Origin of the sequence: Streptomyces sp. A3M-1-3, assembly GCF_024213665.1 — a bacterium.
GTDB lineage: Bacteria > Actinomycetota > Actinomycetes > Streptomycetales > Streptomycetaceae > Streptomyces.
In genome coordinates, this window is the sequence record NZ_JANAVP010000010.1 from 174,386 (window position 1) to 196,335 (window position 21,950).

Sequence of the window (21,950 nt, forward strand, 5' to 3'; positions counted from 1 at the left end):
CGCGGTGTGTCCGCTGACGGCAAGCGCGCGTCGTCGCTGTTCACTTTCACCAGCGACGGTACGGACTTCAACGCGCCGCGTGAGATGTGGACCAGCACCGGTTCCTTCAACTGGGACGCCAGCAAGCTGACGTCCGGCGACTACAACGGCGACGGCAAGAACGACATCGCCGTGTTCTACGACAGCGGCAAGACGGCAGACGGACGCCAGCGCGACACCCTGCTCTCCTTCCTCAGCACTGGAGCCGGGTTCCAGGCACCCGTCAGCCGATGGGCCGGAAGCGTCATCTGACACGGATCCCTAACCTCGATCTTTCGTGACGGTCCGTCGGATCTCCGGCGGGCCGTTTCGGCTTGTCGAGCTCGTGATGTGCATGATGCCGATGACCCGGCTGTCGCGTCGGGTGGGCGCCGGGTTCCACGTACCGGTGGGATGGTTCAGGCTCGTCGGGATAGACCGTTATTGCTGGTCAGCCGGGTTCGGGAGGGCATCGAGCCGCTGGACCGCGCCTGTGATCACTTCGGTCCGGGGCCAGTGGCAGGTGGATCTCAGGGGCCGGCGTCGGAGCGGTGGTGACGAGCTGGGCGGCGGCGGAGAGCAGCCGTAGGCGCAGGCGGCCGGGCTCCCAGAGCCGGGGTTTGCCGGTCAGGGCGAGCATCGGCGGCCAGGCCAGCAGATCGAGCGCGAGCTGGACGATCTCCAGCCAGATCTGCTTCTGCGCGGCGTCGTGCAGGGGCAGGTTGCGCAGGCCGGTGGCGCGCGCGTGACGGATACAGTCCTCGGCCCTCGCGCGCTGGCGGTTCCGCAGTTGGAGTGGGCGATCGGGACGTCGGTGGTGTTGGTGACGAAGCAGGTCAGCCGCAGCCCGTCGGCGTCGGTGAAGCGCAACTGGACCCCGGGATGGGGCCGTTCCTCGCGGACGACCAGCCGCATCCCCGTCGGCCAGTCTTTTAGGACGTCGCCGACGAGCTCGGCGGTCCAGGCGCCGTCGCGGATCTCGCCCGTCCGGTTAGACGGCAGGCGTCCAGGCGGAGGCCGTACGGCCTGATGAATGACGTCGCTGATGGTCATCTCGACCGAGTACGACAGCCACCGGCCCCGCTTGGTGAGGCAGGCCACGCTGGCAGCGTCCCGCACGCTGAATGAGCAGAGCGAGGGGAGCCAAGTCAGTGATCAGCAGGTCATAGTCGAGGTCCAGCGACTGCTCTACGATCTGCGTGGCGATCAGGATCGCCGCACGGGGACGCGGCCCCTCCGTCCCGAAGGATGTCTCGCACACCTCGGTGATCTCGCACCGGTCCCCAGGCCGGTAGCGGGAATGCAGCAGATGCAGCTCCGGCACCTCGGCTCCGGATTTCTTCGGAGCCGTGAGCCATGCCTGGACAGCCATGGCGGTCTTCTGCGCCTCGGCCACGGTGGTGCAGCAGACCAGCGCCGTGCCGTGGCAGTCCTCGACGACAGGCCGCAGCAGTTCCTTGACCGTCGATACGCGATGCAGCGGGTCCATGGCCTCCACATCCCTGCGGACCGGCCGCAGCTGGAACCACAGCGCACGCTCCCGTTCGCTCGGGACCGCGCGGGGCTCGCTCACTTCACCGTCGCGCGCCCCGTCGACGTAGATCCAGCCCGGGTAGCGTGGAGCGTCTCGCCGAGCAGAGTTCCCCGCGCCAGCGGGGGTGAGTCGGCGGGTTCGTCGTAGTCGGCCGCGCAGGTGGAGAGTTCGGTGGCCGGGCAGCAGCATTCCGAGGGACACCGGGCGGCAGATCCCGAGCAGACAAGCCTCTACCGCGAACTGCACCCCATCAGCGAGGAGTACGCCGGCGCGCGGTTCCCGCTGCGCGCCGTCGCCAGGGGCGCAATGCCGCGCCAGCTGCTGTCCACCCGGCGGCACGCCGATCACGCGCTCGACGACACGATCGAGCAGCGGAGCTGTTCAGCAAGGCGTGGTCAGCTGCTGAAGAACTCGCTGACCTCCTGCGCGAACTGACGCGGCTCCACCTCGTGGACCCGGTGGCCGGCCGGGATCGTGATCAGGCGGCAGTCGGGGATCAGGTCGGCCATGTCCTGGATCCGGCCCTGGGACATGGAGCTGTCGGGGCCGCCGGACACGATCAGGGTCGGCACGGTGATCTCGCCCAGCCGCTCCCGCCACTGCGGATCGGGGCTGGAGAGCTGGCTCTGGATGGCCGTCGCGACCGGCCAGTCGTAGTCCAGGGGCTCGTCGGGCGCCACCAGGACCACCGGTTCCCGCGGGAACGGCGGCGGCGTCTCCTCCAGTACGAGCCGCTCCACCCGGTCCGGGTGCTCCTGGGCCAGCAGATAGCCGACCACGCCGCCCATGGCGTGCCCGACGACGCCAACCCGGTCGAGTTCGCACTCGTCGAGGAATCCGACCACGTCGTCCCGCATCAGCTCGAACGAGTACTCGTCCGGCCAGTCACTCTCGCCGTGCCCGCGCAGGTCGAGCGCGTACACCCGCCACTCCTCGCCGAGCACACGCCCGGCCTGCTCCCAGTCCGCCGAGGACCCGCCGAGCGCATGCAGCAGCACGACAGGGGCGCCGTCCGGGTCGCCCCAGGTCCGGTAGGCCAGCCGCACATCGCCCACGTCGACTACAGAGTGATCGTCCATGCACCCGACGCTACAGCCCGACGCGTCTGATCACGGACAATGGGCCCGTGGGTGAGATCACCTCCGGCCGTTTCCATGGCGCTCGACGACCAGCTGCGCTTCGCGCCTCGACCCGAACTTCACCCGGGACTGGAAGAAGGCCGCCCAGGACCCGGCGTTCAAGACGGCGCAGAACGACGAGCGCGACCGGGTCTACTTCAACCCCGCGGTGAAGCAGGGCAAGAAGGACGGCATCGGCACCCTCGGCCAGTTCGCGTACTACGACGCGATCGTCATGCACGGTGACGGCAGCGACAGCACCAGCTTCAGCAACATCCGCAAGCGGGCCCTGTCCAAGGCGAAGCCGCCGGCCCAGGGTGGCGACGAGGTGACGTACCTGCACGCCTTCCTCGACGCGCGCGTCTGGGCGATGAAGCAGGAGGCGGCGCACGAGGACACCAGCCGGGTGGACACCGCCCAGCGGGTCTTCCTCAACAAGCGCAACCTCAGCCTGAACCCGCCGCTCGACTGGAAGGTGTACGGCGACAGCTTCCACATCGACTGAGCAGGGCCACCGCAGTACGTGGCGGAGCCGCCCGGGTCTCCCTGGGCGGCTCCGCTCCCTTGCTACGTAACTACGTCTTCCGCTTCGCGGCTCAGTGCACCGCGACCGGTTCCGCGCCCGTGGTGACCAGGGGCTCTTCCGCGTTCTCCTTCTTTCCCAGGTGGTTGAAGGCCAGGTTGAGGATGATGGCCACCACGCACCCGGTGCTGATGCCCGAGTCGAGCACCACCAGCAGGTCCTTCGGGAACGCGTGGTAGAACTCCGGCGCGGCGATCGGGATCAGGCCGATGCCCACGGACGCGGCGACGATCAGCGCGTTCTCGCCCTTCTCCAGGGCGGCGCCCGCCAGGGTCTGGATACCGCTCGCGGCCACCGAGCCGAAGAGCACGATGCCCGCGCCGCCGAGGACCGGCAGCGGTACGAGTGCGATCACCGAGGCCAGCATCGGGCACAGGCCGAGCAGGATCAGGATGCCGCCGCCGGCCGCGACGACGAACCGGCTGCGCACCTTGGTCATCGCGACCAGCCCGATGTTCTGCGCGAAGGCGCTGCACATGAAGCCGTTGAAGAGCGGGCTGATGGCGCTGCCCAGGGTGTCGGCCCGCAGGCCGCCCTCGATGGTCTTCTGGTCCGCCGGCCGGCCGACGATCTTCCCGAGCGCCAGCATGTCGGCGGTGGACTCGGTCATGCAGACCAGCATCACGATGCACATCGAGATGATCGCGGCGACCTCGAACTGCGGCGCCCCGAAGTGGAAGGGGGTCGGGAAGCCCACCAGGTCGGCGTTCTTGATGGCGTCAAAGTTGGTGATGCCCACCGGGATGGCGATGAGGGTGCCCGCGACGAGCCCGAGCAGGATCGCGATCTGCTGGAGGAAGCCGCGCAGCAGCTTCCGCAGGGCGAGCACGATCACGAAGGTGAGGGCCGCCATCCCGATGTTGGTCATCGAACCGTAGTCGGTGGCCTGGGAGTTGCCGCCCTGGGACCAGTTGAAGGCGACCGGCAGCAGGGAGACACCGATCAGGGTGATCACGGTGCCGGTGACGACGGGCGGGAAGAAGCGGACCAGTTTGCCGAAGTACGGGGCCGCGAGGAAGCCCAGCACGCCGGCGACGATGATCGCGCCGAAGATGATCGGTATCGCGTTGTCGCCCTCGCCCTTGCCGATGGCGATCATCGGGGTGACGCCGGCGAACGAGACGCCGTTGACGAAGGGGAGCTTGGCGCCGATCTTCCAGAAGCCGAGGGTCTGGAGGAGCGTGGCGATACCGGCCGTGAAGAGGCTTGCCCCCATCAGGAAGGCCGTTTCCGTGGCGGAGAGGCCCACGGCGGGGCCGACGATCATGGGCGGGGCGACCACGCCCGCGTACATGGCGGCTACGTGCTGCAGCCCGCTGGTGAACATTTTGAGAGGGGGGAGGGTCTCGTCAACCGGGTGCTTCCCGGTGTCGGTTCCCTTGTCTGCAGTACGAAACCTGGGCATTGCGGCCACGGCGGTTCCTCCGGTCGGTTACACGTCGGCAGTGACGTGGGTGTCAGGGAGGTGAAGCAGGTGTTCGGTGATGCCGGTTGTGCAGGTGGTGCGTGCCCAGATGAAACGAGTCACCGTCCCGGGGGGCGCGGACATTCGTGCCCGAACCCCCCGGATACGGCTGCCATGAACCCCGCTCGGGTCCAAGGCCGCCGGCCGGGGGCCGTCCCCCCCGGCCGGACTACTGTGTCGCGGCCGGAGGGGATCAGCCCTCGGCGGCGATACGGGCGAGGCGCTGGGCCTCGTCCCGGGCGGAGCGCGCGATGGCGTCCTCGTCGACGGTGAGCAAGCGGTTGTTCTCCACGATCTGCTTACCGTTGACCAGCGAGAGAGTGACCGGGGCCGCCGCGCCGAAGACGATGGCGGTCACCGGGTCGGCGATGCTGGAGTGGCCGAGGCCGTCGATCTTCCACATCACCAGGTCGGCGAGCTTGCCGACCTCGAGCGAACCGATCTGGTCGGCCCGCCCGAGCACCTGGGCGCCACCGTACGTACCGAGGCGCAGCGCCTGGCGGGCGTTGAGCGCCGCCTCGCGGTGCGCGCCGAGGCGGTTGATCAGCAGCGCGTTGCGCAGTTCGGTGTGCAGTTCACCGGACTCGTTGGAGGCGGTGCCGTCGACACCGAGGCCGACCGGGACGCCGACCTTCAGCATGTCCGGGACCCGGGCGATGCCGGCGGCCAGGCGGGCGTTGGAGGACGGGCAGTGGGCGACACCGGTCTTCGTACGGGCGAAGGCGGCGATGTCGGAGTCGTTCATGTGGACGCAGTGCGCCATCCACACGTCCTCGCCGAGCCAGCCGGTCGACTCGAAGTAGTCGGTGGGGCCCATGCCGAACAGCTCGTGGCACCACTTCTCCTCCTCCACGGTCTCCGAGCCGTGGGTGTGCAGGCGTACGCCGAGGCGACGGGCCAGCTCGGCACCCTGCTTCAGCAGCTCGGTGGAGATGGAGAAGGGGGAGCAGGGGGCGACGGCGACCTGCGTCATCGCGTCGAAGGAGGCGTCGTGGTGCTTCCTGACAGTCTCCTCGGTGGCGGCGAGCGCGCCTTCGAGGGTCTCGACGGCGAAGTCCGGCGGCAGGCCGCCGTCCTTGACGCTGCGGTCCATGGAGCCGCGGGCGAGGGTGAAGCGCACGCCCATCTCGGTGGCGGCGCCGATGATGGCGCCGGACAGGTCGCCGGAGCCCTTCGGGTAGACGTAGTGGTGGTCCATCGCGGTGGTGACACCACCGCGGGCCATCATGGCGAGGGAACCCTGGGCCGCCGCGCGGGCCATCGGCTCGTCGATGCGCGCCCACGTGGGGTAGAGCGCCACGAGCCAGTTGAAGAGGTTGTGGTCGGTGGCCAGACCGCGCGTGATCCACTGGTAGAAGTGGTGATGCGTGTTGATCAGGCCGGGCGTGACCAGGTGACCGGTGCCGTCGATGCGGCGGACCACGTTCTCCAGGTTCGCGGGGGCTTTGCCCGCGCCGACCGACTCGATCCGGTTGTCCGCGACGACGATGTAGCCGGAGGCGTACTCGGTGTCGTTCGCGTCCACGGTCGCGATGGCACAGTTCTCGATGACGATGCGCGAAGCCGCCATGGCGGTCCCTCGTTTCTTCCCTCGGGCTGCTTGCCCGGTTCGTACGGACCCGGGGGCCGAGCGGGGTGACGACCGAGTCCGTGCTGCACGTACCACCGCATCATGGCGGCCGTACGGGCAGGTAGTGCGCAGATGCCCCCGCTCACCTCCGGGCCTCCGGGACGGGATGGAACCGTCCCGGAGGTCGACGCCGGCGCGCGCGTCAGAGGTTTCGAGGCGTGTCGCCCGGGGCGGACGACGTCAGAGGTTGGTCATGTCGACCGGGATCTGCGGCTCGACGCCGTCCCGCAGGACGGTGGCCTCGATGAGGCCGTAGGGGCGGTCGGCCGCGAAGTAGACCTCGTTGTCGTTCTTGAGTCCGAACGGCTCGAGGTCGACCAGGAAGTGGTGCTTGTTGGGGAGCGAGAAGCGGATCTCGTCGATCTCGCTGCGGCTGTTGATGATCCGCGAACCCATTTGGTACAGCGTCTGCTGGAGGGAGAGCGAGTACGTCTCGGCGAAGGCCTGGAGCATGTGCTTGCGCGCCTGCTCGTAGGACTTCTCCCAGTTCGGCATCCGCTCCTCGTCGCTGGACCAGTTGTAGCGCCACTTGGCGGACACCTGGGTCGCGAGGATGCGGTCGTACGCCTCCGTCAGGGTCGTGTACTTGTCCTTCACGTAGCCCCAGAACTCCGAGTTGGTGGAGTTCATGACCACGAGGTCCTTGAGGCCGGAGATGACCTCCCACTTCTCACCGTCGAAGGTGATCTGCGAGACGCGGGTCTCCTGGCCCTTGCGGACGAAGGAGTGCTTGACCTCGTCGGCTCCGATGAACTTGGAGTTGTTGTCCGAGGTCTCGATGCGCTCCCAGGCGTACTCCTCGATGCGGATGCGCGCCTTCTGGATCGGCTCCTGGCTGTTCACGAAGTGACGGGCCAGGTGGATGCCGAACTGCTCGGCCGACTCGATGCCGTACTCCTTGGCGAACGCGTACACCGTGTTCTTGGTGGTGTCGGTCGGCAGCACGTTGGCGTTGGAGCCGGAGTAGTGGACGTCGTCCATGTCGCCGGAGAGGGCGACGGAGACGTTCAGGTCCTTGATGTGGTGGGTGTCGCCGTCCCGCGTGATCTTGACGACGCGGTTCTCTGCTTTGCCGTACTGGTTCTGGCCGAGAATCGTGGGCATGTCTGCTAGCTCCCTCGGTAAACGGAGTAGCCGAACGGGTTGAGCAGCAGCGGTACGTGGTAGTGCTCGCCCGGGGTGACGGCGAAAGTGATCGTCACCTCGGGGAAAAACGCACCGCTGTCCCTTACGCGGGGGGCGTCCTGCTGCGCCTCGGCTTGCTTCACTGTCTTGATTGAACCCGTGAAATACGCCTCGGTCTCGAAGTCGAGACGTACGTGGGTGGTGCCTTCCGGCAGGGCCGGCAGGTCCTTGCAGCGCCCGTCCGCGTCGGTCGCGGAGCCGCCGAGTGCCACCCACTCCACGCCCGACCCGCTACGGGCCGACAGGGAGATGGCGACGCCCTCGGCGGGGCGGCCGATGCTGGTGTCCAGGATGTGCGTGGACACCGAAGCCGTGGTGTCGGTACTCATGCGGTCTCTTCCTCCATGAAGCGGGCCAGGCGGATGCGGTTGATCTTGCCGAGTTCGGTGCGGACGATTTCCCGCTCCTGCTCCGGCGAGTTGCCGATCCGGGCCTTCATCGCGTCGCGCATCTGCTCACCGGTCGCACCGGTGGCGCAGATCAGAAAGACATGGCCGAACCTCTCCTGGTACGCCAGGTTCAGTTCGAGCATCTCCGCCTTGAGCTCCTCGGAGGCGCCGGCGATCCCCCGCTGCTCGCGGGAGGAGGTCGGGTCGCCGGGCTTCGGCCTGCCGATCGGCGGGTGGCCCGCCATCGCTTCCTCCAGGTCCGCGGTGGTGAGCTCCGCCATGGCGGCGTCGCTCGCGGCGAACAGGGCGTCTGCGTCGGCATAGGGGCGCTGGGCGAGCAGTTTGCTCCCCCATGCCGAACTGGCACACACCTCGTGGAGCTCGGCCCGGGCCGCGCTTTCCTCAAGGGTGTTGAACCGGGCCGGACCCGGTGTCGGACTCGAAGTCACGGGAAGCCTCCGTGGCTCATTTCTTGCGTTGGACGGGCTTCGCATAGCTAACGCCCTCGACAACACCGCGTCAACACTTTGTTGAAATCTCGCGTACACAAAAGCCGCCGCCCGGGCATCCGGACGGCGGCTCGGTACGTAACGTAACCGCCTAGTCGCTCTTGGCAGCATTCTCCCGGTTCAGGTAGTTGTAAACGGTGAAGCGGCTGACCCCGAGCGCGCCTGCCACGGTCTCCACGCCGTGGCGTACGGAGAAGGCGCCGCGCGCCTCCAGTGTCCGTACCACCGACTGCTTGGTCTTGCGGTCCAGCTCCGCGAGCGGCCTGCCGTGCTGCCGCTCCAGCGCCGCCAGGATGTGGTCGAGGGAGTCCGCGAGCTGTGGAAGGCGTACGGCGAGGACGTCCTCGCCCTCCCAGCTGAGTATGACGTCGTCCTCGGATGCCTCACCGGGCGTGAGCAGCACCGCGCCCATGGCGTCGACGAGCGGCTTGACCGCCCGTACGAGGGCGTGGTCGGCGGGCTCGGTCATGCCTGCTCCTCCAGCACATTGACCTGGAGGGAGACCCGGGTGGCCCCCGCCTCCAGGGCCTTGCGCAGCAGCGCGTCGACGGCGGTCAGCACCTCGTCCGCGCCGCCCTCGGCGGTATTGCCGAACGGGCCGACGTCCACCGTGTCCAGATCCGCGCCCTGAACGACGTCACGGGCGGCCAGCGCGTGCGGCGGCGGCTCGTCCAGGTCGAACGGCTCGGTCGTGAACTCCACTCTCAGTCGCACCATGCCCCCACGTTAGCCGTGCCCGCTTGCGGCGACGGACCCGCGCCCCTGCCGCGTAGAGCAGGTGACGGGAAGCCGCGCACAAGGGAGGGGCCTGCATCATGCCAGGACGCAAGCGGACAGTGGTACGGGGAACGGCGATCGCGGCGGCGGCCATGGCGGCGCTGACCGCCTCGCAGGGGCCGGGGCGGGTGGCGCCGGCCGCCGCCGCCGAGGAGGCGGCCCCGCCCGGGCCGAGCATCTCCGGAGACACGCCGTTCCGGACCGAGCTGCCACCGCTGCGGACGCGGGACGGGGTGGGCCGGGTGGCGGGGCAGGCCGGTGGCTCCGCCGTGACCGCGCACGGAGGGCTGCCGGCCACGGTCCTGGCCGCGTACAGGCGGGCCGAGTCGGCGCTCGCGGGCAGCCACCCCGGCTGCGGGCTGCGCTGGCAGCTGCTGGCCGCGATCGGTCAGGTGGAATCAGGGCAGGCGCGTGGCGGCCGGGTGAGCGCGGACGGTACGACCCTTGCGCCGATCCTGGGACCGCGGCTGGACGGCCACGGGTTCGCCCTCATCGGCGACACGGACGGCGGGGCGTACGACGGGGACACCACGTACGACCGCGCGGTCGGCCCGATGCAGTTCATCCCGTCCACCTGGGCGGGCTGGGGCGCGGACGGCAACAGTGACGGACGGGCCGATCCGGACAACATCTACGACGCGGCGCTCGCCGCCGGCCGCTACCTGTGCGCGGGCGGGAGGAACCTCGCCGACCCGGCCGGCCTGGACCGGGCGATCCTCGGCTACAACCGCTCCGGGGCCTATCTGCGTACGGTCAGGGCCTGGTACGCGTACTACCTCGGCGGGCACTTCGTGGTGCCCGACCGGAGCGGCGGGTCCGCTGCCCGGCCGAAGCCGGAGTCCCCCGCCCCGAAGCCCAGGCCCTCCCGCCCGGCGCGGCCGCCGAAGCCCTCTCCCTCGGCCACTGAGGCGCCCGGGACGCCGACCCCCTCCTCCTCGCCCTCACGGACCGCGCCGGGCGGCGGCCAGAAGCCCCCGGAGCCCGAGCTTCCAATTCCCGGCACCGGCACGGGACTGCCCGGCGACGGCGTGCTGCCCAGTGCACTTCCGCAGGCCGGCGGCGGTGGCAACGGTAAGGACTCGATGAGGGCCTCCCCCTCCACAACCCCGGCTACCCGGCGGTAATGTCGCTTCCCGCCGGGCGGGACAGGCCCGGCGGGTGAGCGCAAAGGGGCCCTCATGGCGACGGACATGCATCCCGCGCATCCGGGCGGGGCGGGTGGGATGGGCGCGAAAGCGGCCCACGACCGCTGGCAGCGCGCGTGGAGCCACCGCGAGCAGCTGCTCAAGGTGGCCCGCCGCAGATCCATGAGCGTGGAGGACGCAGAGGACGCCGTGCACGAGGCGATGCTGCGCGCGGCGGAGAACCCGCACCTCGACGACGAGCGGCTGGGCGCCTGGCTGACGACGGTCACCATGCGGCTGTGCGTCGACCGGTACCGGCAGGTCAACCGCGAGGCCGAGGTGCGCAGCAGCCCCCGGCTGGTCGCGCCCGGCCCGGCGCCCGTCGAGGAGGTGGTGTGCGACCGGGCCGAGGCGAGGTGGCTGGCCGTACGGAGTGGGGAGCTGCCCGCCCGTCAGGCGGAGGCGCTCCGGCTGAAGTCGGAGGACCTGGACGTCGGGCAGGTCGCCGACGAGATGGGGCTGACCTACCAGGCCGTGGAATCGCTGCTGGCCAGAGCCCGGCGGACGCTGCGCACGTCGCTGGCCGGCACGCTGGGGCTGGCCCTGTGGCTGTGCGGCCGAGGCCGGCCACGGGTGGGGAGCAACGCGCAGGCGATGGCCGTGGCTTCGACGGCGGCGACGCTGGTCGTCGCGGGGCTCGTCCTGCCGTACGCCCACGACGGGGACCAGCCCGCCTCTTCGCGGCCCGCCTCGCCCGCGACCTCGCAGGCGGCGGACGTCACGACCCCGGAGCCCGACCGGGCGCCGCGGCCGGCCGAACGGCCTGGCACCGGCCCCACGGCAGGCGGGCGTGGTGGCGACCAGCCCCTCGTCGTACCGCCGTCGCTGCCGCCGCTGCCTCCGCTGCCTCCGCTGCCTGCGGTCCCCCTGCTGACGCTGGCGGCCCCGGACGTCCCCGATGTGCCGGAGGTGCCGGCCGTGCCGGAGGTGTCCGTGCCCGCCATGCCGTCGCTGCCGGCCGTCACCGACGTACCCAAGGTGCCCAACGTGCCCAAGGCACCCGCCGTGCCACCCGCGCCCGACGCCCCGGAGGCGCCCTCCGCGCCCGACGCGCCATCCCCGCTCAACGCGCCCGACACGCCTTAGCCGGCGGCGCCTTCCGCGCCCGACGTGCCGTCACTGCCCACCGTGGCCGACGTGTGCCGTAAGGCACCAGCCCTACGCGGTGGGCCCCGTCGTCAGTCGCCGGCGTCCCCCCGCTACCTCCCCCAGCTACCGCTGGGGGTCCGGGGACCAAGGCCGGGCCGGGAGCCCGTACCGAGGCCGGGGCCGGCCCGGCCCGGTGGCCGAGCCGGCTGCCGTGACGCCCTCGCCCCCGCCCCGCCCTCCGCCGGACGGCGCACCGCCCGCGAAAAAATCTCGCGATCCCCGCGACGGACGGGCCGCCCCTCCCCGTAGAGCAGATGTCGGAGCTGCTCCACGGCTGAAGGGTGAACCGGATGGGTGTCGAGATCTGCGTGGAAGGACTGACCAAGTCCTTCGGCCGCCAGGTCATCTGGCAGGACGTCTCGCTGACGCTGCCCGCCGGGGAGGTCTCGGTCATGCTCGGCCCTTCGGGCACGGGCAAGTCGGTGTTCCTCAAGACGCTCGTCGGGCTGCTCAAGCCGGAACGCGGCTCGATCCGGATCGCGGGCACGGACATCACCGAGCTCCGCGAACACGACCTGTACGAGGTACGCAAGCTGTTCGGCGTGCTGTTCCAGGACGGGGCGCTGTTCGGGTCGATGAACCTGTACGACAACATCGCGTTCCCGTTGCGCGAGCACACCCGTAAACCGGAGAGCGCGATCCGGCAGATCGTCCTCGAGAAGATGGACATGGTCGGACTGATCGGCGCCGAGGACAAGCTGCCCGGCGAGATATCCGGCGGTATGCGCAAACGGGCCGGGCTGGCGCGGGCCCTGGTGCTCGATCCGGAGATCATCCTCTTCGACGAACCTGACTCGGGTCTCGACCCGGTGCGCGTGGCGTACCTCAACCAGCTGATCGTCGATCTCAACGCGCAGATCGACGCGACCTTCCTGATCGTCACGCACGACATCGCCTCCGCCCGGCAGGTCCCGGACAACATCGGGCTGCTGTTCCGGCGCGAGCTGGTGATGTTCGGCCCCCGCGAGCAGCTTCTGACCAGCGACGAGCCGGTCGTACGGCAGTTCCTGAACGGCCGGATGCAGGGGCCGATCGGCATGGCGGAGGAGAAGGACGCCGCCCAGGTCGAACAGGAGCTGGCACAGCTCGGCGCCGGTGACAAGGGAGCCGACCAGGACGCGGGAGCCATGACGCCGCGGCTGCTGCCGAGCCCCGGGATCACTCGCCCGCCCCGCTGGGAAGCGATCGCGCGACGCGAGGCGGAACTCCACCGAGGGGTGGTGGCGGACGCATGAGCCTGTCTCCGGTCGGCGCGCTGCGCCATTCGGGCAGCCTGTTCGCGATGGCCCTGGACGTCGTACGGACGCTGCCCCGACGCCCCTTCCAGGTACGGGAGTTCATCCAGCAGGCCTGGTTCATCGCCAGCGTGACGATCCTGCCCACCGCGCTGGTCTCCATCCCCTTCGGGGCGGTCATCGCCCTCCAGATCGGCAGCCTGACCCGGCAGCTCGGCGCGCAGTCGTTCTCGGGTGCCGCCTCGGTGCTCGCCGTGCTCCGGGAAGCCTCGCCGATCGTCACCGCACTGCTCATCGCGGGAGCGGGCGGCACCGCGATCTGCGCGGACCTCGGGGCGCGCAAGATCCGGGAGGAGATCGACGCGATGCAGGTGCTGGGCATCGATCCGATCCACCGGCTGGTCGTGCCGCGGGTGCTGGCCACCATGCTCGTGGCCGTCCTGCTCAACGGACTGGTGTCGGTGGTCGGGGTGGCCGGCGGCTACTTCTTCAACGTGATCCTGCAGAACGGCACGCCCGGCGCCTATCTGGCCTCCTTCACCACCCTCGCCCAGCTGTCCGATCTGTGGGCGGCCGAGCTGAAGGCCCTGGTGTTCGGTGCGATCGCCGCGATCGTCGCCTCGTACAAGGGGCTGACCGCGAAGGGCGGGCCCAAGGGCGTGGGCGATGCGGTGAACCAGTCGGTGGTGATCACTTTCATGTTGCTGTTCGTGACGAACTTCGTGATGACCGCGGTGTACTTCCAGGTCGTTCCGCAGAGGGGTTGACCGATGCCGCTGATGAATCGTCTGCTGCTGGACCGCCTTGAGGGGCTCGGCACTCAACTGTCCTTCTACGGGCGCTCGCTGGCCTGGACCGGCCGCACCCTGCGCCGTTACAAGAAGGAGATCCTGCGTCTGCTGGCCGAGGTGAGCTTCGGCCGCGGCGCGCTCGCGGTGGTCGGAGGCACGGTCGGAGTCATCGCCTTCCTGTCCTTCTTCACCGGTACCGAGGTCGGCCTCCAGGGGTACGCGGCGCTCAACCAGCTCGGCACCTCAAACTTCGTGGCGTTCCTCTCGGCGTACTTCAACACCCGGGAGATTGCCCCGCTGGTGGCCGGACTCGCCTTGTCCGCGACGGTCGGGGCCGGGTTCACCGCCCAGCTCGGCGCGATGCGGATCAGTGAGGAGACCGACGCGCTCGAAGTGATGGGCGTTCCCTCGCTGCCCTTCCTGGTGACAACCCGGATGATCGCCGGCTTCGTGGCCGTGATCCCGCTGTACGTGGTCGGGCTGCTGTCCTCGTACTTCGCCGCGCGGACCATCACCACCGGCTACTACGGCCAGTCCGCGGGCACGTACGACCACTACTTCCAGCAGTATCTGCCGCCGGTCGACGTGTTCTGGTCATTCGGCAAGGTGATCGTCTTCGCGGTCGTGATCATCCTGGTGCACTGCTTCTACGGCTATTACGCGAGCGGCGGCCCGGCCGGGGTCGGCGTCGCGGTCGGCCGTGCGGTGCGTACCTCCATCGTCGCCATCAACGTCCTGGACTTCTTCCTGAGCCTCGCGATCTGGGGCGCCAACACGACCGTCCGGATTGCGGGGTAGGGCCGATGCGCATACCAGTAGGAGTTCTGACGCGCAGCGCGCGACTGCGGCTGTACGGCATCGTCTTCATCGCCGTGATCGCGGTCCTGCTGTCGCTGTCCGTCGCCGTCTACCAGCAGGCGTTCACCTCCGTCGTACGGATCACGCTGGAGGCGACCAGCCTGGGCAACCAGCTGGACCCGCGGGCCGATGTCAAGCTGCGCGGACTGCTGGTCGGCGAGGTGCGCGACGTACGCGCCGACGGCGAGAAGGCGACGCTCGACATCGCGCTCAAGCCGGAGCACGTCTCCCTCATTCCGGCCGATGTGCAGGCCCGGCTGCTGCCCAAGACCCTGTTCGGTGAGAAGTACGTCGACCTGGCGATCCCCCGCGACCCGTCCGCCCGGCACATCCGCGCGGGGGACGTCATCACCCAGGACCGCACGAAGGTCGGCATCGAACTCCAGCAGCTGATGAACGACCTGCTGCCGCTGCTGCGCACGGTCCAGCCCGCGGAACTGAACGCCACCCTCTCCGCGTTCGCCACCGCGCTCGAAGGCCGCGGCGACCGGATCGGCGGCAATCTCGTCCGCGTCGAGCAGTATCTGAGCCGGCTCAACCCGCATATGCCGTCGATCAAGGAGAACATCTCGCGGTTCGCCGATGTGGCCGAGGTGTACGGGGACGCGGCGCCCGACCTGCTGCGGATTCTGCGCAACACCGTCACCACCAGCCGCACCCTCGTCGAGAAGCGGGACCAGCTGGCCGCCGCACTCACCTCGACCGCCACCGTCGCCGGCACGGCGGAGGCGTTCTTCGACGATAACGGCGACCGGCTGATCACACTCGGCCGCGTCTCACGCCCCACGCTGGCGATGTTCGCCCGCTACGCGCCGGAGTACCCCTGTCTCCTCGACGGCCTGGTGAAACAGCACGAGCGGTCCCAGGAGGCCTTCAGGGGCGGCGAGATGCGTATCACCCTCGAATTCGTCCGCCCGCGACCCGCGTACCGACCCGGCGAGGAACCGCGCTATGCAGAACGCTCAGGACCCGATTGCAGGGGTCTCCCCCGCCCCCACGTGCCCGCACCGGACCACAAGCTCAACGACGGTACGTCCTCGGTCTCGGCCACCAGGGCCGAGCAGCGGGCCGTCGGTTCGCTCGTGGCCCCGGTCATGGGGGTGCCCGCCGACGAGGTGCCGGCGGTCGCGACGCTGCTGTTCGGGCCGATGGCACGCGGAACGGCGGTGAGCGTCGCATGAGGACGTCACGAGCCATCGAAACCGCGGGGCCGCTGGTCAGGTTCTTGGTCTTCGCGGTGGTCACGGCGCTGGCGACCGCGCTGCTCGCGGCCACCATCGTCAATGTCTCCTTCACGCCCGAGCACACCTACCGCGCGGTGTTCAGCGATGTCACCAGCCTGGAGGAGGGCGACGACATCAGGGTGGCGGGGGTTCGGGTGGGCGAGGTCGAGGACATCGCGATCAAGGACCGCACGCTGGCCGAGGTCACCTTCACCGTCACCCGGGACCGCCCGCTGTTCATCACCACCGGCGCCGTCATCCGCTACCGGAGCCTGGTCGGCCAGCGGTACATCGCACTGACGGACGGTGCGGGCGGCGGCAGCGAGCAGCTGCGTCCCGGCGGCCGGATCCCGCTGTCCAGGACTCAGCCGGCGCTCGATCTCAACGCGCTGCTGGGCGGATTCAAGCCGCTGTTCGCCGCGCTGAGCCCGAAGGACGTGAACCAGCTCGCCACCGAGATCATCAAGACCCTGCAGGGCGAGGGCGGCACGGTCAACAGCCTGCTCGCCCACACGGCCTCGCTGACCACGACGCTCGCCGACCGCGACAAGCTGATCGGGTCCGTGGTCGACAACCTCAACGAGGTGCTGACGACGCTGGACAAGCGCGGCACCCGCTTCTCCGCCCTGCTCAAGCAGTTGCAGCGGGTGATCTCCGGGCTGTCCGCCGACCGCAAGCCCATCGGCGACTCGCTGGTGAACATCGGCGCCCTGACCGATGCCACGTCGGGCCTGCTGAAGGACGCCCGGCCGCCGCTGCGCGACGACATCGCCGAACTGAGCGACCTCACCGGAACGCTGAACAAGAACGAGAAGACCGTGGAGGGCGTCCTGAAGCGGCTGCCGGGCAAACTCAACAAGCTGACCGGGACGGCGTCCTACGGCTCCTGGTTCAACTTCTACCTCTGTGACTTCGACGGCCGGATCGTGCTGCCGAAGACCAGAGAGGTCATCACTCCCGAACTCCACGTGGCACGGGCGAGGTGCGGCGGATGAGCCCCCGGACGAATCCACGGACGAGCCTCCGGATGATCCCGTTCCGCGACCGGAATCCCGTGCTGATCGGGGCCGTCGGCATCTGCACCCTCGCGCTGACGGCCGCCGCCGCGTTCAACGCCGACAGCCTTCCGCTGATCGGCGACGGTGAGACGTACAGCGCCGCCTTCTCCGAGGCGGGCGGCCTCAAGCCGGGCGACGAGGTACGGATCGCCGGGGTCAAGGTCGGCAAGGTCGACGAGGTCGACCTCGACGGCGGCCACGTCAAGGTGACCTTCCGGGTCAAGGGCGACCCGCGGTTCGGCACCAGGAGCGGCGCGTCCATCCGGATCAAGACGATCCTGGGCGCGAAGTACCTCGCGCTGGAGCCGAAGGGACAGGGGCAGCTGCGGCCCGGCAGCGAGATCCCGCTGAACCGGACGGTTCCGGCGTACGACGTCGTGGCGGCGTTCAGCGATCTGACCACCACCACGGAGAAGGTCGACACGGACCAGCTGGCACGGGCCATGGACACCCTGTCCACCACCTTCAAGGACTCGCCGGACGAGGTCCGGGCGTCCATCAAGGGTCTGTCGAAGATCTCCCGGACCGTCGCGTCCCGCGACAAGGCGCTGCAGGAACTCCTGGACCACGCCAACGGAGTCACCGGTGTGCTCTCCGACCGTACGGACGAGTTCTCCGGACTGATCAAGGACGGCGACAAGCTGTTCAAGGAGATCTCCAAGCGGCGCGCGGCGATCCACGCGCTACTCAAGAGCTCGGCCGCGCTCGGCATCGAGCTCTCCGGCCTGGTGAAGGACAACGAGAAGCAGATCGGCCCGGCGCTGGGGGGCCTGAACACGGTGGTCAGGATGCTCGAACGCAATCAGGCGAGCCTCGACCGAAGCGTCGCGCTGCTCGCGCCCTATGTGCGGGTCTTCACCAACACCCTCGGCAACGGCCGTTGGTTCGACAGCTACATCCAGAACCTGGTCGCCACTCCGGTGGTCCCCCGGACGGGAGGCTCGCGATGAACACGCGCTTCGTACCGAAGGGGCGTCTCGCTCGGCGCGTGGCGCTGATCACCGTACTGGCGCTCGTCGCCACGACGGCGGTCGTGCTCTGGCCGCGCTCGTCCCCGGTCAAGGTGACGGCGTACTTCCCGCGCACCGTCGGCATCTACCCAGGCTCGGACGTACGCGTCCTCGGTGTCCGTATCGGCGAGGTCAGGAAGATCACGCCGGAGGGCCGGCGGGTGCGGGTGGAGCTGGAGTTCGAGTCCGGGCGCAAGGTCCCCGCGGATGCGAAGGCGGCCATCATCAACTCCTCGGTGGTCAGCGACCGTTATGTACAGATGCTGCCCGTCTACCGGAGCGGACCGAGGATGCGCGACGGCGCCGTCATCCCCGAAGAGCGCACCGCCGTACCGGTCGAGCTGGACCGTATCTTCGAAAGCCTGCACACCACGTCCGAGGCGCTCGGCCCGCGCGGCGCCAACGCGGACGGCTCGCTCTCCCGGCTGCTCGGGGTGAGCGCGGACAACCTCCAGGGCCAGGGCAAGCAGTTGCACCAGACGGTCGAAGACCTGTCGCTCGCGGTCACCACACTGTCCGACGGCCGGCAGGACCTGTTCGGCACCGTCCGGAATCTGCAGGTGTTCACGGCCGCGCTGGCGGCCGACGACAGCAACGTCCGGTCGTTCAACGACAGTCTCGCCAAGGTGGCCGACCAGCTCGCCGGGGAACGGAAGGACCTCGCTGCGGCGCTGAAGCACCTGGGCACGGCGCTCGCCGATGTGAGCGACTTCGTGAAGAAGAACAAGAAGTCGCTGACGGCCGATGTGAAGGGCCTCAGCAAGGTGACCAAGGTACTCGTCACCCAGCGCGCCGCGCTGGAGGAGCTGCTGGAGGTCGCCCCCGCCGGGCTGTCCAACCTGCAGACCGCCTACAACCCCTCCTCCGGCACCCTCGACACCCGTAACAACCCTGATCATCCGCAGGACCCGGCCGCGCTGCTGTGCTCCCTGCTCAGGACGACCGGGGACGCCGGGGGAAAGAACCCCGACTGCCAGGACCTGCAGAAGCTCTTCGACTCGCTGCCGGAACTGACCGAGGCGGCGCCGGTGTCGGGTGCAGGCACGGTCGACAAGACGCTCGGCGGAATCCTGGAGGCCGGCGCATGAGCGTACTGCGCAAGGGCGGGGCAGCCGGGGCAGCCGGGGCAGCCGCGTGGGCGGCCGTCGGTTCCCTGCTGCTGACCGGCTGCGAGTTCAACGGCCTGTACGACGTCCAGCTGCCCGGCGGCGCCGCCGCGGACGGCGACTCCTACCGGGTCACCGTGGAGTTCAGGGACGTCCTCGACCTGGTGCCGCAGTCGGCCGTGAAGGTCAACAACGTCACCGTCGGAGCCGTGGAGAAGGTCGAGCTGGCCGGCTGGCACGCCAGGGTACGGCTGCGGGTCGCCGACTCGGTGAAGCTGCCCGCCAACGCGGTCGCCGATCTGCGGCAGACCAGCATGCTCGGCGAGAAGTACGTGGCACTGTCCGCCCCGCCGGATTCCGCGGCGGTCGGCAGGCTCGCCGACGGCGACCGGATCCCGCTGTCCCGCAGCGGACGCAACCCGGAGATCGAAGAGGTGCTGTCCGCGCTGTCGGCGCTGCTCAACGGTGGCGGAGTGGCCCAGCTCAAGACGATCACCGTGGAACTGAACAAGGCCCTGGAGGGCCGGGAGAACCGGGTCAAGTCCCTCCTCACTGAGCTGGACACGTTCATCGGTGGCCTCGACACCCAGCGCAAGGAGATCGTCCGGGCGCTCGAAGGCATCGACCGGCTGGCCGCGAGACTCGCCAAGGAGAAGAAGACGATCGCCCTGGCCGTCGACACCATGCCGCCCGCCCTGAAGGTGCTGGCCGATCAGCGCCGGAACCTGACCAGGATGCTCACCTCCCTGGCGCAGCTCGGAAAGACCGGCACCGGCGTGGTCAATGCCTCGCGGGACGACGTGGTGGCGAATCTGAAGCATCTGCGGCCGATCCTGGAGCAGTTGAACAAGGCGGGCGACGATCTGCCGAACGCCCTGGAACTCATGACGACGTATCCGTTCCCGCGCAATGCGACGGACGCCATCAAGGGCGACTACGTCAACCTCAAGGTCACCGCCGATCTCGACCTGGCCGCCATCTACGGCAACCTCACCGACCCGCCCGAGAAGCCGGGCAAGCCCGGCAAGCCCGAGCTGCCGGACGTGCCGGAGGTTCCCGGGGTTCCTGATGTGCCCGGCGCGCCCCTGCCCACTGCGCCTGAGGTGCCGAAGCCGCCGGCCAAACCCGGCGTCCCCTCCGCTCCGCCGGACGGCGGCGAACTGCTGTGCCCGCCGATGTGCAGCAGCAGTTACGCCGCGTACGAGGGCCGGGACGGCGCCGACGGCCTCCCGCCTGGGATCGATCTCGCACTGGCGGAGCTCATGCTGAAGGGGATGCAACCGTGATCACACGTACGGTCAAGGCCCAGTTGCTCGCCTTCGCCACCGTCACCGCCGTCGGCGTGTCGTACGTCGGCTTTCAGTACACGGGGCTGGCGGACGCCCTGCTCGACCGCGGTTACACCGTGCGCGCCGACTTCGCCGATTCCGGAGGCGTCTTCTCCGGGGCCGAAGTCACCTATCGCGGCGTGCCGGTGGGCCGCGTCGGCGAACTGAAGCTCACCCGCTCCGGCGGAGTCTCCGTGTCGCTGGACATCGAGGACGCGTCGCGTATCCCGGCGGACACCCTCGCCGTCGTCGCGAACCGTTCGGCGGTCGGCGAGCAGTACGTCGATCTCCAGCCGCGCGCCTCCGGCGGCCCCTACCTGCGGGACGGCAGCACGATCGCCCGCGACGACACGCGGGTACCGCTGCCCACCACGGATCTCGTCCTCAGCCTGGACCGGCTGGTCAACTCCGTCGGCAAGAAGGATCTGCAGATCACGGTCGACGAGCTGGGCAAGGCCTTCGCCGGGACCGGCCCGCATCTGAGCCGCTTGGTGGACTCGGGCAACGAGCTGGTCGAATCGGCTTCCGCCTCACTCCCGCAGACCATCGCGCTGATCGAGGACTCGAGGAAGGTGCTGAAGACCCAGGCCGACCAGGGTTCGGCCATCAAGTCGTTCTCCCGCGATCTGGCGCTCCTCACCGGCGAGCTCAAGTCCAGTGACGGTGACATCCGCCGGCTGATCGGCGCCGGTGCGCCCGCCGCGCAGGAGGTGAACTCCCTGCTCCGGGACACCAAGCCCCATCTGCCGGTCCTGCTGGGAAACCTGATCAGCGGCGGACAAATCACGGTGGCGCGGCTGCCCGGCGTGGAGCAGGCCCTGGTCACCTTTCCGGTGGTGGTCGCGGGCAGCCACACCGTCATCCCGGGCGACGGCACCACCCACTTCGGCATGGTCGTGAACGCCGACGATCCGCCGCCGTGCCGGCAGGGGTACACCACGCAGCGCCGCGACCCCTCGGACACCAGCGAGCGCCCCGCGAACACCGGTGTGCGCTGCACGGCCCCCCGCGGCGGCGACACCTCGGTCCGGGGCGCCCAGAACGCTCCAGGTCCCTCCGGACGCGGCGGTTCCGGCGGGGCGGACCGGGCCGCGTTCATCACCCCGTACGACCCGGAGACCGGCACCGCCGTCGGCCCGGACGGAACGCCCGTCGAGATCGGCTCGACGGGTGGCGAACAGAGCGTGTTCGGAAAGGACTCGTGGCAATGGCTGCTCGTCGGACCGATGGCATGAACCGGGGAACCGTCGCGCGCGTGATACGGCCGCTGCGCGCGCTCGGCAGGAGGCTGAAGGAGGCCGCCCGTCGTGGCAGGGCACTGCCGGCGGCGCTCGCCGTGGCGACCGTCGTGGTGACGGCCCTGTCTGTGTGGCTGAGCCTGCAGGTGTACGAGCAGCGCGCGGAGCAGCGGCGGCACCAGGACATCCTGGCCGCGGCCCGCCAGTCCGCGCTGAACTTCACCTCGCTCGACTACCGGCACTACGGGCGGGACAGCAAGAGCGTGCTGGAGGGGGCCACCGGCGAGTTCAAGGAGCAGTTCGCGGCGCAGACCGCGGAACTGACGAAGCTGGTCGCCACGAACAAGTCGGTCTCCGAGGGCCAGGTGCTCGAAGCGGGCATCACCCGGGCCGACGAGCGCACGGCCCGCGTCCTGTTGGTCGCCGACAGCAAGGTGATCAACACCGCCGCCCCCGAGGGGCAGGCCCGCACCTACCGGCTGCAGCTCGACCTCGTACGCGAGGACGGCCGCTGGCTGACGTCCAACGTCGAGTTCGTCGGCTGACGCGCATACCCGTACCA

General features: G+C 69.5%; 23 protein-coding genes and 2 pseudogenes. 15 read left to right on the top strand and 10 right to left on the bottom strand.

Features of this window, described 5'->3' with window-relative positions; genetic code table 11:
* The first annotated feature begins 6 nt into the window (after positions 1-6).
* Positions 7-291 (top strand): FG-GAP repeat protein, encoded by a 285-nt coding sequence (locus NLX86_RS14295; RefSeq protein ID WP_254372048.1) that lies wholly within the window; start codon positions 7-9, stop codon positions 289-291.
* A gap of 168 nt (positions 292-459) precedes the next feature.
* On the opposite strand, the pseudogene NLX86_RS14300 reads toward NLX86_RS14295, so the two are convergent.
* A pseudogene (locus NLX86_RS14300) lies at positions 460-1,002 on the bottom strand (transposase); the annotation flags it as partial.
* A 7-nt stretch (positions 1,003-1,009) separates the two neighbouring features.
* Positions 1,010-1,591: a hypothetical protein gene (locus NLX86_RS14305; protein ID WP_254372049.1), complete on the bottom strand. Its 582-nt coding sequence runs from the start codon at positions 1,589-1,591 to the stop codon at positions 1,010-1,012.
* A 132-nt stretch (positions 1,592-1,723) separates the two neighbouring features.
* On the opposite strand from NLX86_RS14305, the gene NLX86_RS14310 reads away from it, so the two are divergent.
* On the top strand, positions 1,724-1,987 hold the full coding sequence (locus NLX86_RS14310; RefSeq protein WP_254372050.1) for a hypothetical protein: 264 nt from the start codon (positions 1,724-1,726) through the stop codon (positions 1,985-1,987).
* Here the strand turns inward: NLX86_RS14310 and NLX86_RS14315 are convergent.
* Complete coding sequence (locus tag NLX86_RS14315; protein ID WP_254372051.1) at positions 1,948-2,631, bottom strand: alpha/beta fold hydrolase; 684 nt, start codon at positions 2,629-2,631, stop codon at positions 1,948-1,950. The two genes, NLX86_RS14310 and NLX86_RS14315, sit on opposite strands and share 40 nt — an antisense overlap.
* Before the next feature lie 106 nt (positions 2,632-2,737).
* On the opposite strand from NLX86_RS14315, the pseudogene NLX86_RS14320 reads away from it, so the two are divergent.
* A pseudogene (locus NLX86_RS14320) lies at positions 2,738-3,175 on the top strand (chitosanase); the annotation flags it as partial.
* 91 nt (positions 3,176-3,266) lie between these two features.
* Here NLX86_RS14320 and NLX86_RS14325 read toward each other — a convergent pair.
* The 7 genes from NLX86_RS14325 to NLX86_RS14355 form a co-directional block, all read right to left on the bottom strand.
* On the bottom strand, positions 3,267-4,658 hold the full coding sequence (locus NLX86_RS14325; RefSeq protein ID WP_254372052.1) for a nucleobase:cation symporter-2 family protein: 1,392 nt from the start codon (positions 4,656-4,658) through the stop codon (positions 3,267-3,269).
* 253 nt (positions 4,659-4,911) lie between these two features.
* Positions 4,912-6,288, bottom strand: coding sequence for an 8-oxoguanine deaminase (locus NLX86_RS14330; protein WP_254372053.1), 1,377 nt, complete (start codon positions 6,286-6,288; stop codon positions 4,912-4,914).
* Between the two features lie 240 nt (positions 6,289-6,528).
* Positions 6,529-7,452: a factor-independent urate hydroxylase gene (gene pucL / locus NLX86_RS14335; protein ID WP_254372054.1), complete on the bottom strand. Its 924-nt coding sequence runs from the start codon at positions 7,450-7,452 to the stop codon at positions 6,529-6,531.
* 5 nt (positions 7,453-7,457) lie between these two features.
* A complete protein-coding gene (uraH, locus tag NLX86_RS14340; RefSeq protein ID WP_254372055.1) occupies positions 7,458-7,862 on the bottom strand; it encodes a hydroxyisourate hydrolase in 405 nt (134 codons plus the stop codon).
* Complete coding sequence (uraD, locus tag NLX86_RS14345; protein WP_254372056.1) at positions 7,859-8,371, bottom strand: 2-oxo-4-hydroxy-4-carboxy-5-ureidoimidazoline decarboxylase; 513 nt, start codon at positions 8,369-8,371, stop codon at positions 7,859-7,861. Before uraD ends, uraH begins: the two co-directional genes overlap by 4 nt.
* Before the next feature lie 151 nt (positions 8,372-8,522).
* Entirely contained in the window at positions 8,523-8,900 is a 378-nt protein-coding gene (locus NLX86_RS14350) for a helix-turn-helix domain-containing protein (RefSeq protein ID WP_254372057.1), read from the bottom strand.
* Positions 8,897-9,145, bottom strand: coding sequence for a hypothetical protein (locus NLX86_RS14355; RefSeq protein ID WP_254372098.1), 249 nt, complete (start codon positions 9,143-9,145; stop codon positions 8,897-8,899). Before NLX86_RS14355 ends, NLX86_RS14350 begins: the two co-directional genes overlap by 4 nt.
* 101 nt (positions 9,146-9,246) lie before the next feature.
* Between NLX86_RS14355 and NLX86_RS14360 the strand changes: the two genes are divergently transcribed.
* The 12 genes from NLX86_RS14360 (at position 9,247) to NLX86_RS14415 (ending at position 21,933) form a co-directional block, all read left to right on the top strand.
* Positions 9,247-10,332 carry a hypothetical protein gene (locus NLX86_RS14360; protein WP_254372058.1) on the top strand — a complete coding sequence of 362 codons (1,086 nt, stop codon included), beginning with the start codon at positions 9,247-9,249 and terminating at the stop codon, positions 10,330-10,332.
* Positions 10,333-10,386: 54 nt separating this feature from the next.
* A complete protein-coding gene (locus NLX86_RS14365; protein WP_254372059.1) occupies positions 10,387-11,478 on the top strand; it encodes an RNA polymerase sigma factor in 1,092 nt (363 codons plus the stop codon).
* Positions 11,479-11,831: 353 nt separating this feature from the next.
* A complete protein-coding gene (locus NLX86_RS14370; protein ID WP_254372060.1) occupies positions 11,832-12,776 on the top strand; it encodes an ABC transporter ATP-binding protein in 945 nt (314 codons plus the stop codon).
* Complete coding sequence (locus NLX86_RS14375; protein ID WP_254372061.1) at positions 12,773-13,543, top strand: ABC transporter permease; 771 nt, start codon at positions 12,773-12,775, stop codon at positions 13,541-13,543. The genes NLX86_RS14370 and NLX86_RS14375 overlap by 4 nt, the downstream gene beginning before the upstream one ends.
* Before the next feature lie 3 nt (positions 13,544-13,546).
* The gene (locus tag NLX86_RS14380) at positions 13,547-14,365 is read left to right on the top strand and encodes an ABC transporter permease (protein WP_254372062.1); all 819 of its coding nucleotides are present in this window, start codon (positions 13,547-13,549) and stop codon (positions 14,363-14,365) included.
* A 5-nt stretch (positions 14,366-14,370) separates the two neighbouring features.
* A complete protein-coding gene (locus NLX86_RS14385; RefSeq protein ID WP_254372063.1) occupies positions 14,371-15,606 on the top strand; it encodes an MCE family protein in 1,236 nt (411 codons plus the stop codon).
* A complete protein-coding gene (locus NLX86_RS14390) occupies positions 15,603-16,643 on the top strand; it encodes an MCE family protein (RefSeq protein ID WP_254372064.1) in 1,041 nt (346 codons plus the stop codon). Before NLX86_RS14385 ends, NLX86_RS14390 begins: the two co-directional genes overlap by 4 nt.
* A 32-nt stretch (positions 16,644-16,675) precedes the next feature.
* Complete coding sequence (locus NLX86_RS14395; protein ID WP_254372065.1) at positions 16,676-17,656, top strand: MCE family protein; 981 nt, start codon at positions 16,676-16,678, stop codon at positions 17,654-17,656.
* The gene (locus NLX86_RS14400; protein WP_254372066.1) at positions 17,653-18,804 is read left to right on the top strand and encodes an MCE family protein; all 1,152 of its coding nucleotides are present in this window, start codon (positions 17,653-17,655) and stop codon (positions 18,802-18,804) included. The genes NLX86_RS14395 and NLX86_RS14400 overlap by 4 nt, the downstream gene beginning before the upstream one ends.
* On the top strand, positions 18,801-20,108 hold the full coding sequence (locus NLX86_RS14405; protein ID WP_254372067.1) for an MCE family protein: 1,308 nt from the start codon (positions 18,801-18,803) through the stop codon (positions 20,106-20,108). The genes NLX86_RS14400 and NLX86_RS14405 overlap by 4 nt, the downstream gene beginning before the upstream one ends.
* Positions 20,105-21,385: an MlaD family protein gene (locus NLX86_RS14410; RefSeq protein ID WP_254372068.1), complete on the top strand. Its 1,281-nt coding sequence runs from the start codon at positions 20,105-20,107 to the stop codon at positions 21,383-21,385. Before NLX86_RS14405 ends, NLX86_RS14410 begins: the two co-directional genes overlap by 4 nt.
* On the top strand, positions 21,382-21,933 hold the full coding sequence (locus NLX86_RS14415) for a hypothetical protein (protein WP_254372069.1): 552 nt from the start codon (positions 21,382-21,384) through the stop codon (positions 21,931-21,933). Before NLX86_RS14410 ends, NLX86_RS14415 begins: the two co-directional genes overlap by 4 nt.
* The last annotated feature ends 17 nt before the right edge of the window (positions 21,934-21,950 follow it).

Excerpts from the sequence above, each read along its gene's own strand:
- NLX86_RS14380 (WP_254372062.1), top strand. The coding sequence starts at position 13,547 with ATGCCGCTGATGAATCGTCTGCTGCTGGACCGCCTTGAGGGGCTCGGC.
- NLX86_RS14415 (WP_254372069.1), top strand. The coding sequence starts at position 21,382 with ATGAACCGGGGAACCGTCGCGCGCGTGATACGGCCGCTGCGCGCGCTC.
- NLX86_RS14400 (WP_254372066.1), top strand. The coding sequence starts at position 17,653 with ATGAACACGCGCTTCGTACCGAAGGGGCGTCTCGCTCGGCGCGTGGCG.
- NLX86_RS14385 (WP_254372063.1), top strand. The coding sequence starts at position 14,371 with ATGCGCATACCAGTAGGAGTTCTGACGCGCAGCGCGCGACTGCGGCTG.
- NLX86_RS14375 (WP_254372061.1), top strand. The coding sequence starts at position 12,773 with ATGAGCCTGTCTCCGGTCGGCGCGCTGCGCCATTCGGGCAGCCTGTTC.
- NLX86_RS14370 (WP_254372060.1), top strand. The coding sequence starts at position 11,832 with ATGGGTGTCGAGATCTGCGTGGAAGGACTGACCAAGTCCTTCGGCCGC.
- NLX86_RS14315 (WP_254372051.1), bottom strand. The coding sequence starts at position 2,631 with ATGGACGATCACTCTGTAGTCGACGTGGGCGATGTGCGGCTGGCCTAC.
- NLX86_RS14390 (WP_254372064.1), top strand. The coding sequence starts at position 15,603 with ATGAGGACGTCACGAGCCATCGAAACCGCGGGGCCGCTGGTCAGGTTC.
- uraH (WP_254372055.1), bottom strand. The coding sequence starts at position 7,862 with ATGAGTACCGACACCACGGCTTCGGTGTCCACGCACATCCTGGACACC.
- NLX86_RS14405 (WP_254372067.1), top strand. The coding sequence starts at position 18,801 with ATGAGCGTACTGCGCAAGGGCGGGGCAGCCGGGGCAGCCGGGGCAGCC.
- NLX86_RS14350 (WP_254372057.1), bottom strand. The coding sequence starts at position 8,900 with ATGACCGAGCCCGCCGACCACGCCCTCGTACGGGCGGTCAAGCCGCTC.
- NLX86_RS14330 (WP_254372053.1), bottom strand. The coding sequence starts at position 6,288 with ATGGCGGCTTCGCGCATCGTCATCGAGAACTGTGCCATCGCGACCGTG.
- NLX86_RS14325 (WP_254372052.1), bottom strand. The coding sequence starts at position 4,658 with ATGCCCAGGTTTCGTACTGCAGACAAGGGAACCGACACCGGGAAGCAC.
- NLX86_RS14395 (WP_254372065.1), top strand. The coding sequence starts at position 16,676 with ATGATCCCGTTCCGCGACCGGAATCCCGTGCTGATCGGGGCCGTCGGC.
- pucL (WP_254372054.1), bottom strand. The coding sequence starts at position 7,452 with ATGCCCACGATTCTCGGCCAGAACCAGTACGGCAAAGCAGAGAACCGC.
- NLX86_RS14360 (WP_254372058.1), top strand. The coding sequence starts at position 9,247 with ATGCCAGGACGCAAGCGGACAGTGGTACGGGGAACGGCGATCGCGGCG.
- NLX86_RS14365 (WP_254372059.1), top strand. The coding sequence starts at position 10,387 with ATGGCGACGGACATGCATCCCGCGCATCCGGGCGGGGCGGGTGGGATG.